Origin of the sequence: Streptomyces sp. PA03-3a (assembly GCF_033792735.1) — a bacterium.
In the GTDB taxonomy this organism is placed as follows: Bacteria; Actinomycetota; Actinomycetes; order Streptomycetales; family Streptomycetaceae; genus Actinacidiphila.
The window spans coordinates 102,693-121,169 of record NZ_JARAVM010000004.1; the positions used below are offsets into that span (position 1 = coordinate 102,693).

The window sequence follows — 18,477 nt, forward strand, 5'->3', positions numbered from 1 at the left end:
CGTGAAGGAGACAGGCTGATGTCCGGCCACTCTAAATGGGCTACGACGAAGCACAAGAAGGCCGTGATTGACGCCAAGCGCGGCAAGCTCTTCGCGAAGCTGATCAAGAACATCGAGGTCGCCGCCCGTGCGGGCGGTGCCGACGTGTCCGGCAACCCGACCCTCTTCGACGCCATCCAGAAGGCCAAGAAGAGCTCGGTGCCCAACAAGAACATCGACAGCGCGGTCAAGCGCGGTGCCGGTCTCGAGGCGGGCGGCGCCGACTACGAGACGATCATGTACGAGGGCTACGGCCCCAACGGTGTCGCGGTGCTCATCGAGTGCCTCACCGACAACCGCAACCGCGCCGCCTCCGATGTGCGTGTCGCCATGACCCGCAACGGCGGCTCCATGGCGGACCCGGGCTCGGTGTCCTACCTGTTCAACCGCAAGGGCGTCGTGATCGTCCCCAAGGGCGAGCTGGGCGAGGACGACGTGCTCGGCGCGGTGCTGGACGCCGGCGCGGAGGAGGTCAACGACCTCGGCGAGTCCTTCGAGGTGCTCAGCGAGGCCACCGACCTCGTCGCGGTGCGCTCGGCGCTGCAGGACGCCGGCATCGACTACGACTCCGCGGAGGCCAACTTCGTCCCCACCATGCAGGTGGAGCTCGACGAGGAGGGCGCTCGCAAGATCTTCAAGCTCATCGACGCGCTCGAGGACAGCGACGACGTGCAGAACGTCTTCGCCAACTTCGACGTCTCCGACGAGGTCATGGAGAAGGTCGACGCCTGATCCGTCCGCAGGACGCACGGCAGGACGGCGGCCCGTGGGGATGACACACCCCCACCGGGCCGCCGTCGTTGTCGGTGGCACCCGATAGCCTCCAGGAACCCGCTGAACGGCTGTCCGAGGGAGGGAGGGGCGCGGTGCGTGTGCTGGGCGTGGACCCGGGGCTGACCCGGTGCGGCGTCGGCGTGGTGGACGGGGTCCCGGGCAGGCCGCTGCGCATGGCGGGGGTCGGTGTGGTCCGTACCCCGGCGGACGCCGACATCGGCCACCGCCTCGTGCTGATCGAGCGCGGCATAGAGGTCTGGCTGGACGAGTACGCGCCCCAGGCGGTCGCCGTGGAACGGGTGTTCAGCCAGCACAACGTGCGCACCGTGATGGGCACCGCCCAGGCCAGCGCGGTCGCCATGCTGTGCGCCGCCCGCCGCGGGCTGCCGGTCCACCTGCACACCCCCAGCGAGGTCAAGGCGGCCGTCACCGGCAGCGGACGGGCCGACAAGGCCCAGGTCGGCGCCATGGTCACCCGGCTGCTGCGGCTCGACGCACCGCCCAAGCCCGCCGACGCCGCCGACGCACTCGCGCTCGCCATCTGTCACATCTGGCGCGGCACCGCGACCAACCGCCTCCAGCAGGCCGTCGCCCGAGCACGAACCCAGGAGCCCAGCACATGATCGCCTTCGTCAGCGGGCCGGTGGCCGCCCTCGCCCCCGACACGGCCGTGATCGAGGTCGGCGGTGTCGGGATGGCCGTCCAGTGCTCCCCGGGCACCCTCGCCACCCTGCGCCTGGGGGAGCCGGCCCGGCTCGCCACCTCCCTCGTGGTCCGCGAGGACTCCCTCACCCTGTACGGCTTCGCCGACGACGACGAGCGCCAGGTCTTCGAACTGCTCCAGACCGCCAGCGGCGTCGGCCCCCGCCTCGCCCAGGCCATGCTCGCCGTGCACAGCCCGGACACGCTGCGCACGGCCGTCGCCACCGGCGACGAGAAGGCCCTCACCGCCGTCCCGGGGATCGGGAAGAAGGGCGCCCAGCGGCTGCTGCTGGAGCTCAAGGACCGCCTCGGCGCCCCCGTCGGCGGAGCGGGCGCCGCACGTCCCGCGGTGGCCGCCGGGCCCGCTTCGTGGCGGGAGCAGCTGCACGCCGCGCTGATCGGCCTGGGGTACCAGCCGCGCGAGGCGGAGGAGGCCGTCGCCGCCGTGACGCCGCAGGCGGAGGCGAGCGCCGAGCCGCAGGTCGGGGCCCTGCTGCGGGCCGCACTGCAGACCCTGAACCGAGCCCGCTGACCGTAGCCCGCCGAGCGTAAGGCGCACCGAAGTGAACTGGGACGACGAGTCCGTACCGACCACCGCCGACCGCCTCGTCGGCGCCGCCGCCGACGGCGAGGACCAGGCCGTCGAGGCGGCGCTGCGGCCCAAGGCGCTGGAGGAGTTCGTCGGCCAGGAGCGGGTCCGTGAGCAGCTCGACCTGGTGCTGAAGGCCGCACGCCGGCGCGGCGGCACCGCGGACCACGTGCTGCTCTCCGGCGCTCCCGGGCTCGGCAAGACGACCCTGTCGATGATCATCGCGGCCGAGATGGGCGCCCCGATCCGCATCACCTCCGGCCCCGCCATCCAGCACGCCGGGGACCTCGCGGCGATCCTGTCCTCACTCGCCGAGGGCGAGGTGCTCTTCCTCGACGAGATCCACCGGATGTCCCGGCCGGCCGAGGAGATGCTCTATATGGCGATGGAGGACTTCCGGGTCGACGTCATCGTCGGCAAGGGCCCCGGCGCCACCGCCATCCCCCTGGAACTGCCGCCGTTCACCCTGGTCGGCGCCACCACCCGGGCGGGACTGCTGCCGCCGCCGCTGCGCGACCGCTTCGGCTTCACCGGCCACATGGAGTTCTACGCCCCGGCCGAGCTGGAGCGGGTCATCCACCGTTCCGCGAGGCTGCTCGACGTCGACATCGAACCCGAGGGTGCCGCCGAGATCGCCGGCCGCTCCCGGGGCACCCCGCGTATCGCCAACCGACTCCTGCGCCGCGTAAGGGACTTCGCGCAGGTGAAGGCCGACGGCGTGATCACGCGCGAGGTCGCCGAGCAGGCGCTGGAGGTGTACGAGGTCGACGGGCGCGGCCTGGACCGGCTGGACCGCGCCGTGCTGCGCGCGCTGCTGGGGCTCTTCGGCGGTGGCCCGGTGGGGCTGTCGACACTGGCGGTGGCCGTGGGGGAGGAGCGGGAGACGGTGGAGGAGGTGGCCGAACCGTTCCTGGTGCGCGAGGGCCTGCTGGCACGCACCCCCCGTGGCCGGGTCGCCACTCCCGCCGCGTGGGCGCACCTCGGCCTCGTGCCGCCACAGGGCGGCGGACCCGGGCAAGACGGGCTGTTCGGCCCTTGACGGCGGGGAGACTCGCCGCCGCAGGAACCTCGGTGTAATGCTTGGCGTTGTTCCACCGGCGAACGAACGCTTAGACTCCGCCGACGTCGTCCCTCCGGGACCGACGCCACAATCCCGTAGACCAGGCCCCCAGCGGCCGTGCGAAGGATCGTCAAGACACCATGAATCTGGTTCAAATCCTGCCTTTCGTCCTGATCATCGGTGTCATGCTGCTGATGACCCGCTCCGCGAAGAACAAGCAGCGTCAGGCCACGCAGATGCGTGACCAGATGGGCCCCGGTTCTGGCATCCGGACGATCGGCGGCATGTACGCCGTCGTCAAGGAGGTCAACGAGGACACGGTCCTGCTGGAGCTGGCCGACGGCGTCCACGCGCACTTCGCGAAGAACGCCATCGCCGCGGTCCTCGACCAGGCCGAGTACGACCGCATCGTGCACGGCATCGAACCGGAGCCCGACCTCGAGGCGCACGGCGCCGAGGACGTCGAGAAGGCCGACGCCGCCGACGAGGCCGTCGACCTGAGCAAGTCCGCCGACGAGGCCGCGGCCGAGAACGCCAAGACGGACGGCACCGACAAGAAGTAACGGCCCGCCCGGTACTTTTCCAGGGTCGGCAAGTCCGTACTACTCATCGTGCCGCTCCGCTGCGCGCAGGTCGCAGGGCGGTTGGACAGGGAGAATCGAGAAGGTGGCAGCACCGAAGAGGGGCCGTAGGCCCTCGGGGAGCCAGGGATACCCCGGGCGGGCGCTGGCAGTGATCCTGCTGGCCATCGTGGCGCTCACCGGAGGGATGTTCCTCTCCGGCCACACCACCCCCCGGCTGGGCATCGACCTCGCCGGCGGTACGAGCATCACGTTGACGGCCAAGAGCGACCAGGTCGGCGCGATCAACAAGACCAACATGGAGACCGCCAAGTCGATCATCGACCGGCGTGTCAACGGTCTGGGTGTCTCGGAAGCCGAAAGCCAGATCCAGGGCGACCGGAACATCATCGTCAACATCCCCAAGGGCACCAACGCCGCGCAGGCCGAGCAGCAGGTCGGCACCACCGCCCAGCTCTACTTCCGGCCCGTGCTCGCCGAGGTGGCCAACACCCCGGCGACCCCGGCCTCGCCGAGCGGCAGCCCCTCGGGCTCGCCCTCCTCCCCGGCGTCGCCGTCCGCGACCGCCTCGACCGGCGCGAAGGCCTCCGGCTCCCCGTCCGCGAGCGCCTCGACGCAGGGCCGCGCCGTCACCGACGCGCTGAAGGCCTCGTCGACGCCGTCCGCCACCGCCTCGGGCGCGCCCTCGCCGAACCCGTCGCCCTCGGCGAGCACCGCGGCCCCGGGCAGCGCGCTGGACACCTCCGTCCCCGAGGACCTGCAGGCGAAGCTCGCCGCGCTGGACTGCTCCGACGCCAAGACGCGCGCCAACCTGAACCTCAAGGCCAAGCCGACGGACAAGATCGTCGCGTGCAACCAGGACGGCACCGCCAAGTACGCCCTCGGCCCCGCCGCGGTGGACGGCAAGAACGTCAGCAAGGCCGCCGCGCAGTTCGACACCCAGGGCGGCAACGGCTGGGTCGTCACCCTGAACTTCGACGGCGCCGGCTCCAAGGCCTTCTCGAAGATCACCTCGCAGCTCTCCCAGCAGCAGCCGCCGAACAACCAGTTCGCGATCGTGCTGGACAACGAGGTCGTCTCCGCCCCCTCGGTGAACCAGACCCTGAGCGGCAGCGCCGAGATCTACGGCAGCTTCACCCAGGAGAGCTCGGAGGAGCTCGCGAACGTCCTGTCCTACGGCTCGCTGCCGCTGACCTTCGACAAGTCGGACGTCACCAAGGTGTCGGCGGCGGTCGGCGGCGAGCAGCTGCACGGCGGTCTGATCGCCGGCGGCGTCGGCCTCGCCCTGGTCGTGCTCTACCTGGTCGCCTACTACCGCGGCCTGAGCTTCGTGGCGATCCTGAGCCTCATCGTCTCGGCGATCCTCACCTACGAGATCATGACGCTGCTCGGCCCGGCCATCGGCTTCGCGCTGAACCTGCCCGCGGTCTGCGGCGCCATCGTCGCCATCGGCATCACCGCCGACTCGTTCATCGTCTTCTTCGAACGCATCCGCGACGAGCTGCGCGAGGGCCGCTCCCTGCAGCCGGCCGTCGCCCGCGGCTGGCCCCGCGCCCGCCGCACGATCCTCGTCTCGGACTTCGTGTCGTTCCTGTCCGCCGCCGTGCTCTTCGTGGTCTCGGTCGGCAAGGTGCAGGGCTTCGCGTTCACCCTCGGCCTGACGACGCTGCTCGACGTGGCCGTGGTGTTCCTCTTCACCAAGCCGCTGATGACGATCCTGGCCCGCAAGAAGTTCTACGCCGGCGGACACCCCTGGTCCGGGCTCGACCCGCGCGCCCTGGGCGTCAACCCCCCGCTGCGCCGCACCCGCCGCCCCGCGGCCCGTACCGACGTCAAGGAGGCCTGATGTCCCGGCTCGGTAACCTCGGGCACCGCCTGCACCGAGGCGAGATCGCCTACGACTTCGTCGGCCACCGCAAGCTCTGGTACGGCGTCTCGGTCCTCATCACCATCGCGGCGATCGTCGGCCTCGCCGTGAACGGCCTCAAGCTCGGCATCGAGTTCTCCGGCGGCGCGGTCTTCACCACCCCGAAGACCGAGATGTCGGTCAGCCAGATCCAGGAGAAGGTCGCCGACAACACCGGCGGGCACCAGGCCATCGTGCAGAAGCTCGGTTCCGGTGCCGTCCGCATCCAGATCAGCGACATCTCGCTCAACGAGGCGAAGGAGATCCAGGGCGAGATCGCCACGGATCTCAACGTCAAGGCGAACGACATCGACCCGCAGATCATCGGTCCGAGCTGGGGCGACGAGATCTCCAAGAAGGCCTTCCAGGGCCTGGTGATCTTCATGGTCCTGGTGACGATCTACCTGGCGATCGCCTTCGAGTGGCGCAAGGCCGTGGCGGCCCTGATCGCCCTCATCCACGACCTCACGATCACCATCGGCGTGTACGCGATCGTGGGCTTCGAGGTCACCCCCGGCACGGTGATCGGTCTGCTGACCGTCCTCGGCTACTCCCTCTACGACACCGTCGTCGTCTTCGACGGTCTGAAGGAGTCCACCAAGGACATCACCAAGCAGAACCGCTACACGTACAGCGAGCTGGCCAACCGCAGCCTCAACCAGACCCTGGTGCGTTCGATCAACACCACGGTCGTGGCGCTGCTGCCGGTGGCGGGTCTGCTCTTCGTCGGCGGCGGCCTGCTCGGCGCCGGCATGCTCAACGACATCGCCCTGTCGCTCTTCGTCGGCCTCACCGCCGGTGCGTACTCCTCGATCTTCATCGCGACCCCGCTGGTCGCGGACCTCAAGGAGCGCGACCCGCAGATGAAGGCGCTGCGCAAGCGCGTGCTCGCCAAGCGTGCCGCCGACGCCCGCCGTGGCGGCGACGCCGAGGACGGGCCGCAGGACGGCTCCCCCGCGGACGGGGACGCGGACGGGGAGCCGGACGAGGACGCCCACGCGGGCGCCGTCGTCGGCAGCCAGCGCACCCAGCCGGCCCGCAACAACCGCGGCCGCAACCGTCCCTCCGGCAAGCGCCACTGAGGACGGGGCGGACGACGGACGGGACACAGCGGACGAGCACCGAGGAACACAGCCGATGACCACGACGGACGCCACCCCGGAGGGGCTGCGCAGCCTGCTGCTCAGCCGTATCCGGGACGTGCCCGACCACCCGAGGCCGGGCGTGATGTTCAAGGACATCACCCCGCTGCTGGCCGACCCCCAGGCGTTCAACGCGCTGATCGACGCCCTGGCCGGGCTCTGCGCCCGGCACGGCGCCGACAAGGTCGTCGGTCTGGAGGCGCGCGGGTTCATCCTCGCCGCCCCGGCGGCCGCCCGCGCCGGGCTCGGGTTCGTGCCCGTGCGCAAGGCGGGCAAGCTGCCCGGGACGACGCTGGGCCAGGCGTACGAGCTCGAGTACGGCACCGCCGAGATCGAGGTCCACCAGGACGCCTTCTCGGCCGGTGACCGGGTCCTGGTCATCGACGACGTGCTCGCCACCGGCGGCACGGCCCAGGCGTCGCTGGAGTTGATCCGCCGCACCGGCGCCGAGGTCGCGGGCGTCGCGGTCCTCCTGGAGCTGGGCTTCCTCGGCGGCCGGGCCCGCCTCGCCCCGTCGCTCGCCGGCGCCCCCCTGGAGGCGCTGATCGCCGTCTGAGCCCCTGGCTCGCCGGAGGCGGGCTCCCGGCCGCGGAAGCGGCACGGGAGCCCGCCTCCGGTCGTTGCGGGGGGTCCACGGGGCGGACGGGACGCGGTTCACCCGATCAGATCGCTACCATGGTGTCTCGGAACCTCCCTCCTCGCCCGTCTTCCGGCCGGGAGGGGACCAGAAGGAGTGCCCTTGCAAGAAGAGGCCAGGCAGGCTCAGCCGATGACCGCCGCAGACGGGAAGAAGCAGGCGGCTTCCCTCTCCGCGGCTCCTCCCGTCGCGCCCGCCGCACCGGCGGAGGGCAAGGCCGCCAAGCCCGCTCCCGCCGCCCCGGCGACCCCTGCCGCCCGGCCGGTACGCACTCCCGGGAGCGCGGCCCCGAACCGGCCCGCCACCTCCTCCAACCGCGTCCGTGCCCGCCTCGCCCGGCTCGGTGTGCAGCGGTCCAGCCCGTACAACCCGGTCCTGGAGCCCCTGCTGCGCATAGTGCGCAGCAACGACCCCAAGGGCGACACGTCGCAGCTGCGCCAGATCGAGCGCGCCTACCAGGTCGCCGAGCGGTGGCACCGGGGGCAGAAGCGCAAGAGCGGCGACCCGTACATCACGCACCCGCTCGCGGTCACCACGATCCTGGCCGAGCTCGGCATGGACCCGGCGACGCTGATGGCCGGGTTGCTGCACGACACGGTGGAGGACACCGAGTACGGCCTCGACGCCCTGCGCCGCGACTTCGGCGACTCCGTCGCCCTGCTGGTGGACGGCGTCACCAAGCTGGACAAGGTCAAGTTCGGCGAGGCCGCGCAGGCCGAGACGGTGCGCAAGATGGTCGTCGCCATGGCGAAGGACCCGCGCGTGCTGGTCATCAAGCTCGCCGACCGTCTGCACAACATGCGCACCATGCGTTACCTCAAGCGGGAGAAGCAGGAGAAGAAGGCCCGCGAGACGCTGGAGATCTACGCCCCGCTGGCGCACCGGCTGGGCATGAACACCATCAAGTGGGAGCTGGAGGACCTCGCCTTCGCGATCCTCTACCCCAAGATGTACGACGAGATCGTCCGGCTGGTCGCCGAGCGCGCCCCCAAGCGGGACGAGTACCTGGCGGTCGTCACGGACCAGGTGCAGCAGGACCTGCGCGCCGCACGCATCAAGGCGACCGTCACCGGCCGCCCCAAGCACTACTACAGCGTCTACCAGAAGATGATCGTGCGGGGCCGGGACTTCGCCGAGATCTACGACCTGGTGGGCATCCGCGTCCTCGTCGACACCGTCCGCGACTGCTACGCGGCGCTGGGCACCATCCACGCGCGGTGGAACCCGGTGCCGGGGCGGTTCAAGGACTACATCGCGATGCCCAAGTTCAACATGTACCAGTCGCTCCACACGACGGTCATCGGGCCCAGCGGCAAGCCGGTCGAGATCCAGATCCGCACCTTCGACATGCACCGCCGCGCCGAGTACGGCATCGCGGCGCACTGGAAGTACAAGCAGGAAGCCGTCGCAGGCGCCTCCAAGGTGCGCACCGACAGCCCGAAGTCCGCCAAGAAGGACGACGCCGTCAACGACATGGCGTGGCTGCGGCAGTTGCTCGACTGGCAGAAGGAGACGGAGGACCCGGGCGAGTTCCTGGAGTCGCTGCGCTTCGACCTGTCCCGCAACGAGGTCTTCGTCTTCACCCCCAAGGGTGATGTCATCGCGCTGCCCGCCGGCGCGACCCCCGTCGACTTCGCGTACGCCGTCCACACCGAGGTCGGGCACCGCACGATAGGGGCGCGGGTCAACGGCCGCCTGGTGCCGCTGGAGTCGACCCTCGACAACGGCGACACGGTGGAGGTCTTCACCTCCAAGGCGGCGGGCGCCGGTCCGTCCCGCGACTGGCTCGGCTTCGTCAAGTCCCCGCGCGCCCGCAACAAGATCCGCGCCTGGTTCTCCAAGGAGCGCCGCGAGGAGGCCGTCGAGCAGGGCAAGGAAGCCATCGCCCGCGCGATGCGCAAGCAGAACCTGCCGATCCAGCGGGTGCTCACCGGCGACTCCCTGGTCACGCTCGCCCACGAGATGCGCTACCCCGACATCTCCGCGCTCTACGCGGCGATCGGCGAGGGGCACATCACCGCGCAGTCCGTCGTGCACAAGCTCGTCGAGGCACTGGGCGGCGAGGAGGGCGCGACCGAGGACATCGCCGAGATCACGACCCCCTCGCGCAGCCGCACCAAGCGGCGCTCGGCCGCGGACCCTGGTGTGATCGTCAAGGGCGAGAAGGACGTCTGGGTCAAGCTGTCCCGCTGCTGCACCCCGGTGCCGGGCGACCCGATCATCGGCTTCGTCACCCGCGGCAACGGTGTCTCCGTGCACCGGGCCGACTGCGTGAACGTGGAGTCGCTCTCGCAGCAGCCCGAGCGGATCATCGACGTCGAATGGGCACCGACCCAGTCCTCGGTCTTCCTGGTCGCCATCCAGGTCGAGGCGCTGGACCGGTCGAGGCTGCTGTCTGACGTCACACGCGTCCTGTCCGACCAGCACGTCAACATCCTGTCCGCCGCCGTGCAGACCTCCCGCGACCGGGTGGCCACCTCGCGCTTCACCTTCGAGATGGGCGACCCCAAGCACCTCGGGCACGTCCTGAAGGCCGTCCGCGGCGTCGAGGGCGTCTACGACGTCTACCGCGTGACGTCGGCGCGCCAGCGCTGACGCAGACACGGCGAAGGGCCCGTACGCCTCGCGTACGGGCCCTTCGCCGTGGTCCGGGGTGACGCCCGGGCGGGACGACTCAGCCGCCGAACTCGTCCAGCGACTTGAGCGCCTGGTCGAGCAGTGCCTGGCGCCCGTCCAGCTCGCGCTGCAGCTTGTCGGCCCTGGAGGTGTTGCCCGCCGCCCGCGCCGTCTCGATCTGCTCACGCAGCTTGTCGACGGCCGCCTGCAGCTGCCCGGTCAGGCCCGCGGCACGAGCCCTCGCCTCGGGGTTGGTGCGCCGCCACTCGGACTCCTCGGCCTCCTGGATCGCGCGCTCCACCGCGTGCATGCGGCCCTCGATGCGCGGCCGGGCGTCGCGCGGCACGTGGCCGATGGCCTCCCAGCGCTCGTTGATGCCGCGGAAGGCCGCCCGCGCCGCCTTCAGGTCGGTGACCGGGAGCAGCTTCTCGGCCTCGATGGCGAGCTCCTCCTTCAGCGTGAGGTTCTCGCGCTGCTCGGTGTCGCGCTCGGCGAAGACCTCGGAGCGGGCCGCGAAGAAGACGTCCTGGGCGCCGCGGAAGCGGTTCCACAGGTCGTCCTCCGCCTCGCGCTGGGCGCGGCCGGCGGCCTTCCAGTCCGTCATCAGCTCGCGGTAGCGCGCCGCCGTCGGGCCCCAGTCGGTGGAGCCGGAAAGCGCCTGCGCCTCCTCCACCAGCTTCTCCTTGCGGCGGCGGGCGTCCTCGCGCTGGGCGTCGAGCGCCGCGAAGTGGGCCTTGCGCCGCTTGGAGAAGACCGAACGGGCGTGGCTGAAGCGGTGCCACAGCTCGTCGTCGGTCTTGCGGTCCAGCCGGGGCAGGCCCTTCCAGATGTCGACCAGGGCGCGCAGCCGCTCGCCGGCGGCCCGCCACTGCTCGCTCTGCGCCAGCTGCTCGGCCTCGGTGACCAGGTCGTCCTTGGCGGTCCTGGCCTCTTCGGAGGCCTTGGCCTTGGCGACCTTGCGCTCCTCGCGGCGCGCGTCGACCTGCTCGGTCAGCGCGTCCAGGCGCTTGGCCAGCGCGGCCAGGTCGCCCACGGCGTGCGCCTCGGTCACCGCGGCGCGCAGGTGCTCGATGGCGGTCAACGCGTCCTTGGGGGCCAGGTCGGTGGTCTTCACCCGGCGTTCGAGGAGGCCGATCTCGACGACGAGACCCTCGTATTTCCGCTCGAAGTAGGCCAGCGCCTCCTCGGGGGAGCCTGCCTGCCACGAGCCGACTTCGCGCTCGCCATCGGCCGTACGCACGTACACGGTCCCCGTCTCGTCGACGCGGCCCCACGGGTCGCTGCTCACAGCGCCTCCTCCACGTGATGCCCGGCCGTCGCGCGGCTCGCGGGCATCGTCCACAGTTCCATTCGGCCGGGCCGTGCCCAGGCCGGTCCGACGGTCCGCTCACATCCATGGTGCAGCCGTCGGAGCAGGCACCCTACACAACGCCAACATAGGCGACCGGTGCCCCGGCTGTCCGCATCCCGCACCCGCGAAATTAACCCGCGGGTGCGGGACGCGGCGGTCAGGACTTCCCGACCGTCGCCTTGTTGATCACCACGGTGGCGTTCGGGGCGCCGTCACCGCCGCCGGTCGACTCGCCCGCGGCGGAGATCTTGTCCAGCACCTTCATGCCGGCCGCGCTGATCGTCCCGAACGGGGTGTAGTTCGGCGGCAGCGGGCTGTCCTTGTAGACCAGGAAGAACTGGCTTCCGCCGGTGTGCGCCTGCCCGGTGTTCGCCATGGCCACCGTGCCCGCCGGGTACGTACCGCCGGCGATCGCCTTCGCCTTCAGGTTCTCGTCCGGGATGGTGTAGCCGGGACCGCCCGTGCCCTGGCCCGTCGGGTCGCCGCACTGGAGCACGTAGATGCCGCTGGTGGTGAGCCGGTGGCACTTGGTGTGGTCGAAGTAGCCCTTGCCGGCCAGGAACGCGAAGGAGTTGACCGTGTGCGGGGCGTTCTTCGCGTCGAGGTCCAGCGCGATGTCGCCGCAGGTCGTCTGCAGCGCGAGGGTGTACTTCGCCGCGGTGTCGACGGTGACCGCGGGCTCCTTCTTCCACTGCTCCGTGCCGGGGCTGCCCTCCGCCGGCTTGGCGCAGGGGTCGGGCGCCTTGCTCGGCTCCGCGGGGGTGGGGGAGGCGTCCGCGGAAGCGGCGTCGTCCTTCTTGGCGTCCGGGCCGAAGGCGCCGGCCGCCCAGGCCGTGGCGCCCGCCGCCAGCACGACCGCGAGCACGGCGGCGACCACCGCGTTGCGCCGCACGGTCTTGCGATGGGCCTGCACACGGCGCTCGTGCTGCCGCTCGAACTTGTCCCGGGCGAGCTGGCGCCGCCGCTGATCCTTGGTGACCACTGAGCCGTCTCCCGATGCCTTCTGCTCGTCGCGTCCGAATGTGAGTACGCCGCCGATCTTCGCGCCCGGCGCGCCCCACAGTCCAGCGACGTTACTGGTTCGCGATGGCCGCGTTCGCGCCGGTAGGCTCGTGGGGCCGCCATCGTGCGGTACGACCTGCCGAGAACGACAGCCGACAGAAGGACGAACGTGCTCATTGCCGGGTTCCCCGCCGGGGCCTGGGGCACCAACTGCTACGTGGTCGCCCCCGCCGCCGGTGAGGAGTGCGTGATCATCGACCCGGGCCACGAAGCGGCCCAGGGCGTCGAGGACACGCTCGCCAAACACCGTCTCAAGCCCGTCGCCGTCATCCTCACCCACGGCCATCTCGACCACACGGCATCGGTCGTCCCGGTCTGCGGCGCCCATGGCGTCCCGGCCTGGATCCACCCCCGGGACCGCTACATGCTGAACGATCCGGAGAAGGCCCTCGGCCGCTCGATCGGCGCGCAGCTGCTCGGTGAACTCACCATCGGCGAGCCCGACGAGCTGAAGGAGCTCACCGACGGCAGCACACTGGCGCTCGCCGGTCTCGAGCTGTCCGTGGCGCACGCGCCCGGCCATACCGAGGGGTCGGTGACGTTCAGGCTCCCGGAGACGACCGAGATCCCCTCGGTGTTCTTCTCGGGCGACCTGCTGTTCGCCGGCTCCGTAGGCCGCACCGATCTGCCCGGCGGTTCCATGGACGAGCTGTATATGTCGCTGGCCCGTGTGTGCCTGCCGCTCGACGACTCGACCGTGGTGCTGTCCGGCCACGGACCCCAGACGACCATCGGCCGTGAGCGCGCCACCAATCCGTATCTGGCGGAGGTGGCCCGCGGCCTCGGAGGCGACGACCACCCGTCCCCTCCGCGACGAGGAATGTGACGAGAGACCTCCCAGTGAGCACCTTCCAGGCCCCCAAGGGCACCTATGACCTCCTGCCGCCCGATTCCGCCGTTTTCCTGGCGGTCCGCGAGGCGCTCTCCGCGCCGCTGCGGCGGGCCGGCTACGGCTACGTCGAGACCCCCGGTTTCGAGCAGGTCGAGCTCTTCTCCCGCGGCGTCGGCGAGTCCACCGACATCGTGACCAAGGAGATGTACACCCTCACCACCAAGGGCGGTACGGAGCTGGCACTGCGCCCCGAGGGCACCGCCTCCGTGCTGCGCGCCGCGCTGGAGGCCAACCTGCACAAGGCCGGCAACCTGCCGGTCAAGCTCTGGTACTCCGGCTCGTACTACCGCTACGAGCGGCCGCAGGCCGGCCGCTACCGGCACTTCTCCCAGGTCGGTGCCGAGGCGATCGGCGCCGAGGACCCGGCGCTGGACGCCGAGTTGATCATCCTGGCGGTGGACGCCTACCGCTCGCTCGGCCTGCGCACCTTCCGCCTGCTGCTCAACTCGCTGGGGGACCGCGAGTGCCGTCCGGTCTACCGGGCCGCCCTCCAGGACTTCCTGCGCGGCCTCGACCTCGACGAGGACACCCGCCGGCGGATCGAGATCAACCCGCTGCGCGTCCTGGACGACAAGCGCGAGAGCGTCCAGAAGCAGCTCGTCGGCGCGCCCATGATGCGCGATCACCTGTGCGAGGGGTGCAAGGCGTACCACGAGCAGGTGCGCGAGCTGCTCACGGCGGCCGGCGTGGAGTTCGAGGACGACCCCAAGCTGGTGCGCGGTCTGGACTACTACACCCGCACCACCTTCGAGTTCGTCCACGACGGCCTCGGCTCGCAGTCCGCGGTCGGCGGCGGCGGCCGCTACGACGGTCTGTCCGAGATGATCGGCGGCCCCGAGCTGCCGTCGGTGGGCTGGGCGCTGGGTGTGGACCGTACGGTGCTGGCCCTCAAGGCCGAGGGCATCGAGCTCGAACTGCCCGCGCCCACGCAGGTGTTCGCGGTGCCGATGGGCGAGGAGGCGCGCCGGGTGCTGTTCGGGGCCGTCACCGAGCTGCGCCGGGCGGGTGTCGCCACGGACTTCGCCTTCGGCGGCAAGGGCCTGAAGAACGCGATGAAGTCCGCCAACCGTTCGGGCGCGCGTCTGGCGATCGTCGCCGGCGAGCGCGACCTCGCCGAGGGCGTCGTGCAGGTCAAGGACCTGGAGAGCGGCGAGCAGAGCGCCGTTCCGCTCGACGGCGTCGTCGCGGCCGTGCGCGAGCGGCTCGCCTGAACCGTACGCGGTGACGCGGCCGGCCGGTGCTTTCACCGGCCGGCCGCGCCGTCGGCGCAGGGGCCGCGGCCACGGGTCAGTCGGGGCGGCCCCCCTCGATCCACCGCGCGATCCGCTCGGGCCGCATCGGCCGGCCGAAGTACCAGCCCTGGCCCCAGTCGCAGCCCAGTGAGCGCAGCCGCCGGGCGTGCTGCGAGCTCTCCACGCCCTCGGCGGTGACCGTGAGCCCGAGCGCGTGCGCCAGGGACACCAGTCCGCCGACGATGCGCCAGCCGACCGGGTCGTCCGTCCCGGCGCGGTGGGGGTCCGTGACGAACGCTCCGGCGATTTTCAGTCCGGACACCGGGAGATCCCTCAGATAGGCGAGGTTCGACCAGCCGGTGCCGAAGTCGTCCACGGCCAGGGAGACCCCGGCGTCGGCGATCGCCTGCAGGGCGCGCAGCGACTCGTCCTCGGGTCCGATCACCGCGCTCTCGGTGATCTCCAGTTCCAGCCGCCCGGGTTCGAGACCGGTGCTGTCCAGGATCGACGTGACGTCGTGCACCAGGCCGGGGTTGCGGATCTGGCGGACCGCCAGGTTGACGTTGATCTGCGGGGCCGCCTCCCCGTAGCGCCGCACCCACGCGGCCGCCTGCCCGACCGCGCGTTCCAGGATCCAGCGGCCCAGCGGCATGATCAGCCCGGTCTCCTCCGCCGTCCCCACGAACTCGTCCGGGCCCAGCACCCCGAACTCGGGGTGACGCCAGCGCACCAGGGCCTCCACCGCCACCAGGGAGCCGTCGGACAGCGAGCAGAGCGGCTGGTAGTCGACGAAGAACTCCCCGCGGTCCAGCGCCACCGGCAGCCGTACGGAGATGGCGTAGCGGCTGACGGCGCGCGCGTTGTGCGTGGGGTCGAAGAGCGTCCAGCGGCCCCGTCCGGCCTCCTTGGAGCGGTACAGCGTCAGATCCGCCGCCCGCACCGCCGCGCCGGGCGTCGTGGCGGCGATCCGCTGCGCCAGCACCCCGACGCTCGCGCCGATCGTCAGCTGCTGGCCGCCCACGAGGAAGGGCCGCGAGAGCGTGGTCAGGACGAGCTTGGCGACCGCCACGGCCTCCTGGTCGCCCCGGCACTCCTCCAGCAGCACCACGAACTCGTCCCCGCCGAGCCGTGCCACCAGGTGCCCGAGCGGGGCGAGCGCGGCGTCCAGCCGCTCCGCGACCGCCGTCAGCAACTGGTCCCCGGTCTCGTGGCCGAGGCTGTCGTTGACGACCTTGAAGCCGTCGAGGTCGACGTAGCACAGGCCGAAGCGCGCGTCGGGGGGCGGCTGCTCGAACAGGCCCTCCAGCCGGTCGAAGAACGCGGTGCGGTTGGGCAGCCCGGTCAGCGGGTCGTGGGTGGCCTGGTGGCGCAGCCGCTCCTGGAGCCGGTAGCGGTCGGTGATGTCCTCGACCATCGCCACCTGGTAGCGGGGTTCGCCGTGCTCGTCGCGGATCAGCGAGACGGTCAGGTGCGTCCACACCACCTCGCCGTCGCGCCGGTAGTAGGGCTTGTCGCACTGGAACCGCTCGCGGCGCCCTTTGACCAGGTCCTCGTACGCCTCCCACACGCCGGGGGCGTCCTCGGGGTGCACCAGCTCGGTGACCCGGCGTCCCCACAGGTCCTCGGGGCGGGCCCCGAGCAGCTCCCGCAGTGCCTGGTTGAACTGCACGATCGTCCCGTCCACGTCGGCGATGCCGATGCCGATGGCGGCGTGCTCGAACAACGCGCGGAAGCGGGCCTCCGAGGCGTTCCTGGCCCGCTCGGCGTCCTCACGGGCGCGGAACGCGGCACGCTGGATCGCCTCCTGCTCGCGCAGGGTCCGCTCGCGCAGCGCGGCCGCCCAGCCGGAGGCGAAGGCTCCGGCGACGGCCGGTACCCGCTCGGGACCGGCCGGCTGGATCTGCAGCAGCGCCACGGCGGCCGCGAGGATCTCCGGATCGGTGAAGTGGGCCTCCACCAGCAGGGTGCCGGCCTGTTCCGCGAGCCCGGTGTCGCACGTGCGGTCGCCGAGCGCCCGGCGGAGCAGGTCCGCGGTCGTGGCCGCGACCCGGCGCAGGGTCTGCGGGGGCAGCGCCATCCCCGGGCCGGAGCGCAGCAGCTGCGACCAGGCGTCCGCGAAGTCCGGGGCGGGGCCGGCGACGGCCGACGGCGACTCCCTCACGGCCGCCGCCCCACGCCGGCCAGACCCGACATCTGCTCGGGGTGGGGCCCCACGGACTCCGGGTCCTCGGGGCGCCACTCGGACAGCCAGACCAGCCCCGGCGGCAGGAGTTCCCAGCCGTCGAAGAAGGCCTCCACGTCCGTCCTGGTCCGCATGACCAGCGGTGTCGTGGTGCGCCGGGCGTACAGCTCCGCCAGCGAGTCCGCCTGCCGGGGGCGGATCTCACGGGAGGCGTGGGTGAGCACCAGGTGGCTGCCGCGCGGCACGGCGTCGCGCAGCGCGCCCACGATCTTGCCGGGGTCCTCGGCGTCGGTGACGAAGTGGAGCATCGCCACCAGCAGCACGGCGACCGGCTCCCCTGGCGCGAGCAGTTCGGTGATCTCGGGCCGGGAGAGCAGGTCGCCGGTGTCGGTCATGTCGGCCATCACCATGGCGCTGCGCGGGTCGTCCTGGAGCAGCAGACGGCTGTGCGCCACCGCGATCGGGTCCATGTCCACGTACACCACGCGCGCCTGCGGGTGGACGGCCCGCGCGACCTCGTGCACGGCCCCGAAGGTCGGGATCCCGGAGCCGATGTCGAGGAAGCGGGTGATGCCCAGGGCGGCGAGGTGCTGGACCGCGCGGCGCAGGAAGGCGCGGTTGGCGCGCATGATCACCGGCAGGTCGGGCCAGAGCGCCATGGCCTGGCGCGCCATGTCGCGATCGGCCTCGAAGTTGTGGGACCCGCCCAGGTAGTAGTCGTAGACCCGGGCGGCGTTGGGCGTCTCCACGTCCGTTCCTGCGGGCACCCACTCGGGTCGACGCATGGCGCACCTCTCCCCGTCGGGACGACTCCTCGGATCCACGGGTCCACTCAGAATCCTATATGTCCTTTATCGACGCATTTTCGGTGAACGCGGTTCTCGCCGAACGTGACGCAGCTCGATAGCACAGCGTGATGGAGTGTGTACGTACGGCATACGAATTCACCCTTCCCGCCCGGCCGTTGTCGCTCGCGCGGGTGACACGGCACCATGGGACCCGGCACTTCCGGCGGTCCGACCCGTTGGGCAGTGCGGCACATCCCCCACCCACGGAAACGGCGACATGGTGACTACGGCGGTTGACACGGCTCGCACCGACAGCGGGAGCCAGGAGTCCGCGGACGGACTCATCGGCGCGGGCAGGGCCTTCACCTGGCTGCTCGTGGTCTGCGGTGCGCTCGGCCTGCTCGCCTCGTGGGTCATCACGATCGACAAGTTCAAGCTGCTGGAGGACCCGAACTTCGTCCCCGGCTGCAGCCTGAACCCGATCATCTCCTGCGGCAACATCATGAAGAGCGAGCAGGCGCACGCCTTCGGCTTCCCCAACCCGATGATCGGCATGGTCGCCTACCCCGTCGTCATCGCCCTCGCCGTGGGAATGCTCGCCGGTGCCCGCTACCGCCGCTGGTTCTGGCTCGGACTGCAGGGCGGCACGCTCTTCGGCGTCGGCTTCGTGACGTGGCTGCAGTACCAGTCGCTGTACAGCATCGGCTCGCTGTGCCTGTGGTGCTCGCTGGCCTGGGTCGTCACCATCGCGCTGTTCTGGTACACCCTCGTCCACAACCTCAAGCACGGGATCATCCCGGCGCCGGCCCGGGTCCGGGGCCTGGTCCTGGAGTTCCACTGGGTCGTCCCCGTCCTCTGGTACGGCGTGATCGCGGTGGCGATCCTGACCCGCTGGTGGACGTACTGGAGCACCCTGATCTGACG

General features: G+C 71.3%; 16 protein-coding genes. 12 read left to right on the forward strand and 4 right to left on the reverse strand.

Annotated features, from left to right (window positions below):
- The first annotated feature begins 18 nt into the window (after positions 1–18).
- The 9 genes from PV342_RS06050 to PV342_RS06090 all read left to right on the forward strand — a co-directional run bounded on the left by PV342_RS06050 (position 19) and on the right by PV342_RS06090 (position 10,025).
- Positions 19–771 carry a YebC/PmpR family DNA-binding transcriptional regulator gene (locus PV342_RS06050; RefSeq protein ID WP_329188921.1) on the forward strand — a complete coding sequence of 251 codons (753 nt, stop codon included), beginning with the start codon at positions 19–21 and terminating at the stop codon, positions 769–771.
- A 134-nt stretch (positions 772–905) separates the two neighbouring features.
- Positions 906–1,436: a crossover junction endodeoxyribonuclease RuvC gene (gene ruvC / locus PV342_RS06055; protein ID WP_018564217.1), complete on the forward strand. Its 531-nt coding sequence runs from the start codon at positions 906–908 to the stop codon at positions 1,434–1,436.
- On the forward strand, positions 1,433–2,047 hold the full coding sequence (gene ruvA / locus PV342_RS06060) for a Holliday junction branch migration protein RuvA (RefSeq protein ID WP_329188923.1): 615 nt from the start codon (positions 1,433–1,435) through the stop codon (positions 2,045–2,047). Before ruvC ends, ruvA begins: the two co-directional genes overlap by 4 nt.
- A 31-nt stretch (positions 2,048–2,078) precedes the next feature.
- The gene (gene ruvB / locus PV342_RS06065) at positions 2,079–3,143 is read left to right on the forward strand and encodes a Holliday junction branch migration DNA helicase RuvB (protein ID WP_386990373.1); all 1,065 of its coding nucleotides are present in this window, start codon (positions 2,079–2,081) and stop codon (positions 3,141–3,143) included.
- Between the two features lie 161 nt (positions 3,144–3,304).
- Positions 3,305–3,727, forward strand: coding sequence for a preprotein translocase subunit YajC (gene yajC, locus PV342_RS06070; protein ID WP_500316067.1), 423 nt, complete (start codon positions 3,305–3,307; stop codon positions 3,725–3,727).
- Positions 3,728–3,830: 103 nt separating this feature from the next.
- Complete coding sequence (gene secD, locus PV342_RS06075; RefSeq protein WP_400800537.1) at positions 3,831–5,591, forward strand: protein translocase subunit SecD; 1,761 nt, start codon at positions 3,831–3,833, stop codon at positions 5,589–5,591.
- Positions 5,591–6,733 carry a protein translocase subunit SecF gene (gene secF / locus PV342_RS06080; RefSeq protein ID WP_500316069.1) on the forward strand — a complete coding sequence of 381 codons (1,143 nt, stop codon included), beginning with the start codon at positions 5,591–5,593 and terminating at the stop codon, positions 6,731–6,733. Before secD ends, secF begins: the two co-directional genes overlap by 1 nt.
- A gap of 55 nt (positions 6,734–6,788) precedes the next feature.
- Complete coding sequence (locus PV342_RS06085; RefSeq protein ID WP_500316070.1) at positions 6,789–7,349, forward strand: adenine phosphoribosyltransferase; 561 nt, start codon at positions 6,789–6,791, stop codon at positions 7,347–7,349.
- A gap of 213 nt (positions 7,350–7,562) precedes the next feature.
- Positions 7,563–10,025: a RelA/SpoT family protein gene (locus PV342_RS06090; protein WP_386990378.1), complete on the forward strand. Its 2,463-nt coding sequence runs from the start codon at positions 7,563–7,565 to the stop codon at positions 10,023–10,025.
- A gap of 79 nt (positions 10,026–10,104) precedes the next feature.
- Here the strand turns inward: PV342_RS06090 and PV342_RS06095 are convergent, their stop codons facing one another.
- Entirely contained in the window at positions 10,105–11,334 is a 1,230-nt protein-coding gene (locus PV342_RS06095) for a DUF349 domain-containing protein (protein ID WP_375815609.1), read from the reverse strand.
- Positions 11,335–11,554: 220 nt separating this feature from the next.
- Positions 11,555–12,379, reverse strand: a complete 825-nt coding sequence (locus PV342_RS06100) for a peptidylprolyl isomerase (RefSeq protein WP_400800528.1) — start codon at positions 12,377–12,379, stop codon at positions 11,555–11,557.
- Positions 12,380–12,568: 189 nt separating this feature from the next.
- Between PV342_RS06100 and PV342_RS06105 the strand changes: the two genes are divergently transcribed.
- Both PV342_RS06105 and hisS read left to right on the forward strand, forming a co-directional pair.
- Complete coding sequence (locus PV342_RS06105; protein ID WP_018564207.1) at positions 12,569–13,285, forward strand: MBL fold metallo-hydrolase; 717 nt, start codon at positions 12,569–12,571, stop codon at positions 13,283–13,285.
- A gap of 14 nt (positions 13,286–13,299) precedes the next feature.
- Entirely contained in the window at positions 13,300–14,562 is a 1,263-nt protein-coding gene (gene hisS / locus PV342_RS06110; RefSeq protein WP_018564206.1) for a histidine--tRNA ligase, read from the forward strand.
- A gap of 76 nt (positions 14,563–14,638) precedes the next feature.
- On the opposite strand, the gene PV342_RS06115 is transcribed toward hisS, so the two are convergent.
- On the reverse strand, positions 14,639–16,744 hold the full coding sequence (locus PV342_RS06115) for a putative bifunctional diguanylate cyclase/phosphodiesterase (protein WP_386990384.1): 2,106 nt from the start codon (positions 16,742–16,744) through the stop codon (positions 14,639–14,641).
- Positions 16,741–17,550: an SAM-dependent methyltransferase gene (locus tag PV342_RS06120; protein ID WP_026251925.1), complete on the reverse strand. Its 810-nt coding sequence runs from the start codon at positions 17,548–17,550 to the stop codon at positions 16,741–16,743. Before PV342_RS06120 ends, PV342_RS06115 begins: the two co-directional genes overlap by 4 nt.
- 280 nt (positions 17,551–17,830) lie before the next feature.
- Here PV342_RS06120 and PV342_RS06125 point away from each other — a divergent pair, with 280 nt between their 5' ends.
- On the forward strand, positions 17,831–18,475 hold the full coding sequence (locus tag PV342_RS06125; RefSeq protein ID WP_018564203.1) for a vitamin K epoxide reductase family protein: 645 nt from the start codon (positions 17,831–17,833) through the stop codon (positions 18,473–18,475).
- The last annotated feature ends 2 nt before the right edge of the window (positions 18,476–18,477 follow it).

What these genes read in the sequence shown, in the direction of transcription:
- PV342_RS06050 (WP_329188921.1), top strand. Translation starts at nt 19, where the DNA reads ATGTCCGGCCACTCTAAATGGGCTACGACGAAGCACAAGAAGGCCGTG.
- ruvA (WP_329188923.1), top strand. Translation starts at nt 1,433, where the DNA reads ATGATCGCCTTCGTCAGCGGGCCGGTGGCCGCCCTCGCCCCCGACACG.
- yajC (WP_500316067.1), top strand. Translation starts at nt 3,305, where the DNA reads ATGAATCTGGTTCAAATCCTGCCTTTCGTCCTGATCATCGGTGTCATG.
- secF (WP_500316069.1), top strand. Translation starts at nt 5,591, where the DNA reads ATGTCCCGGCTCGGTAACCTCGGGCACCGCCTGCACCGAGGCGAGATC.
- PV342_RS06085 (WP_500316070.1), top strand. Translation starts at nt 6,789, where the DNA reads ATGACCACGACGGACGCCACCCCGGAGGGGCTGCGCAGCCTGCTGCTC.
- PV342_RS06090 (WP_386990378.1), top strand. Translation starts at nt 7,563, where the DNA reads ATGACCGCCGCAGACGGGAAGAAGCAGGCGGCTTCCCTCTCCGCGGCT.
- PV342_RS06120 (WP_026251925.1), bottom strand. Translation starts at nt 17,550, where the DNA reads ATGCGTCGACCCGAGTGGGTGCCCGCAGGAACGGACGTGGAGACGCCC.
- PV342_RS06125 (WP_018564203.1), top strand. Translation starts at nt 17,831, where the DNA reads ATGGTGACTACGGCGGTTGACACGGCTCGCACCGACAGCGGGAGCCAG.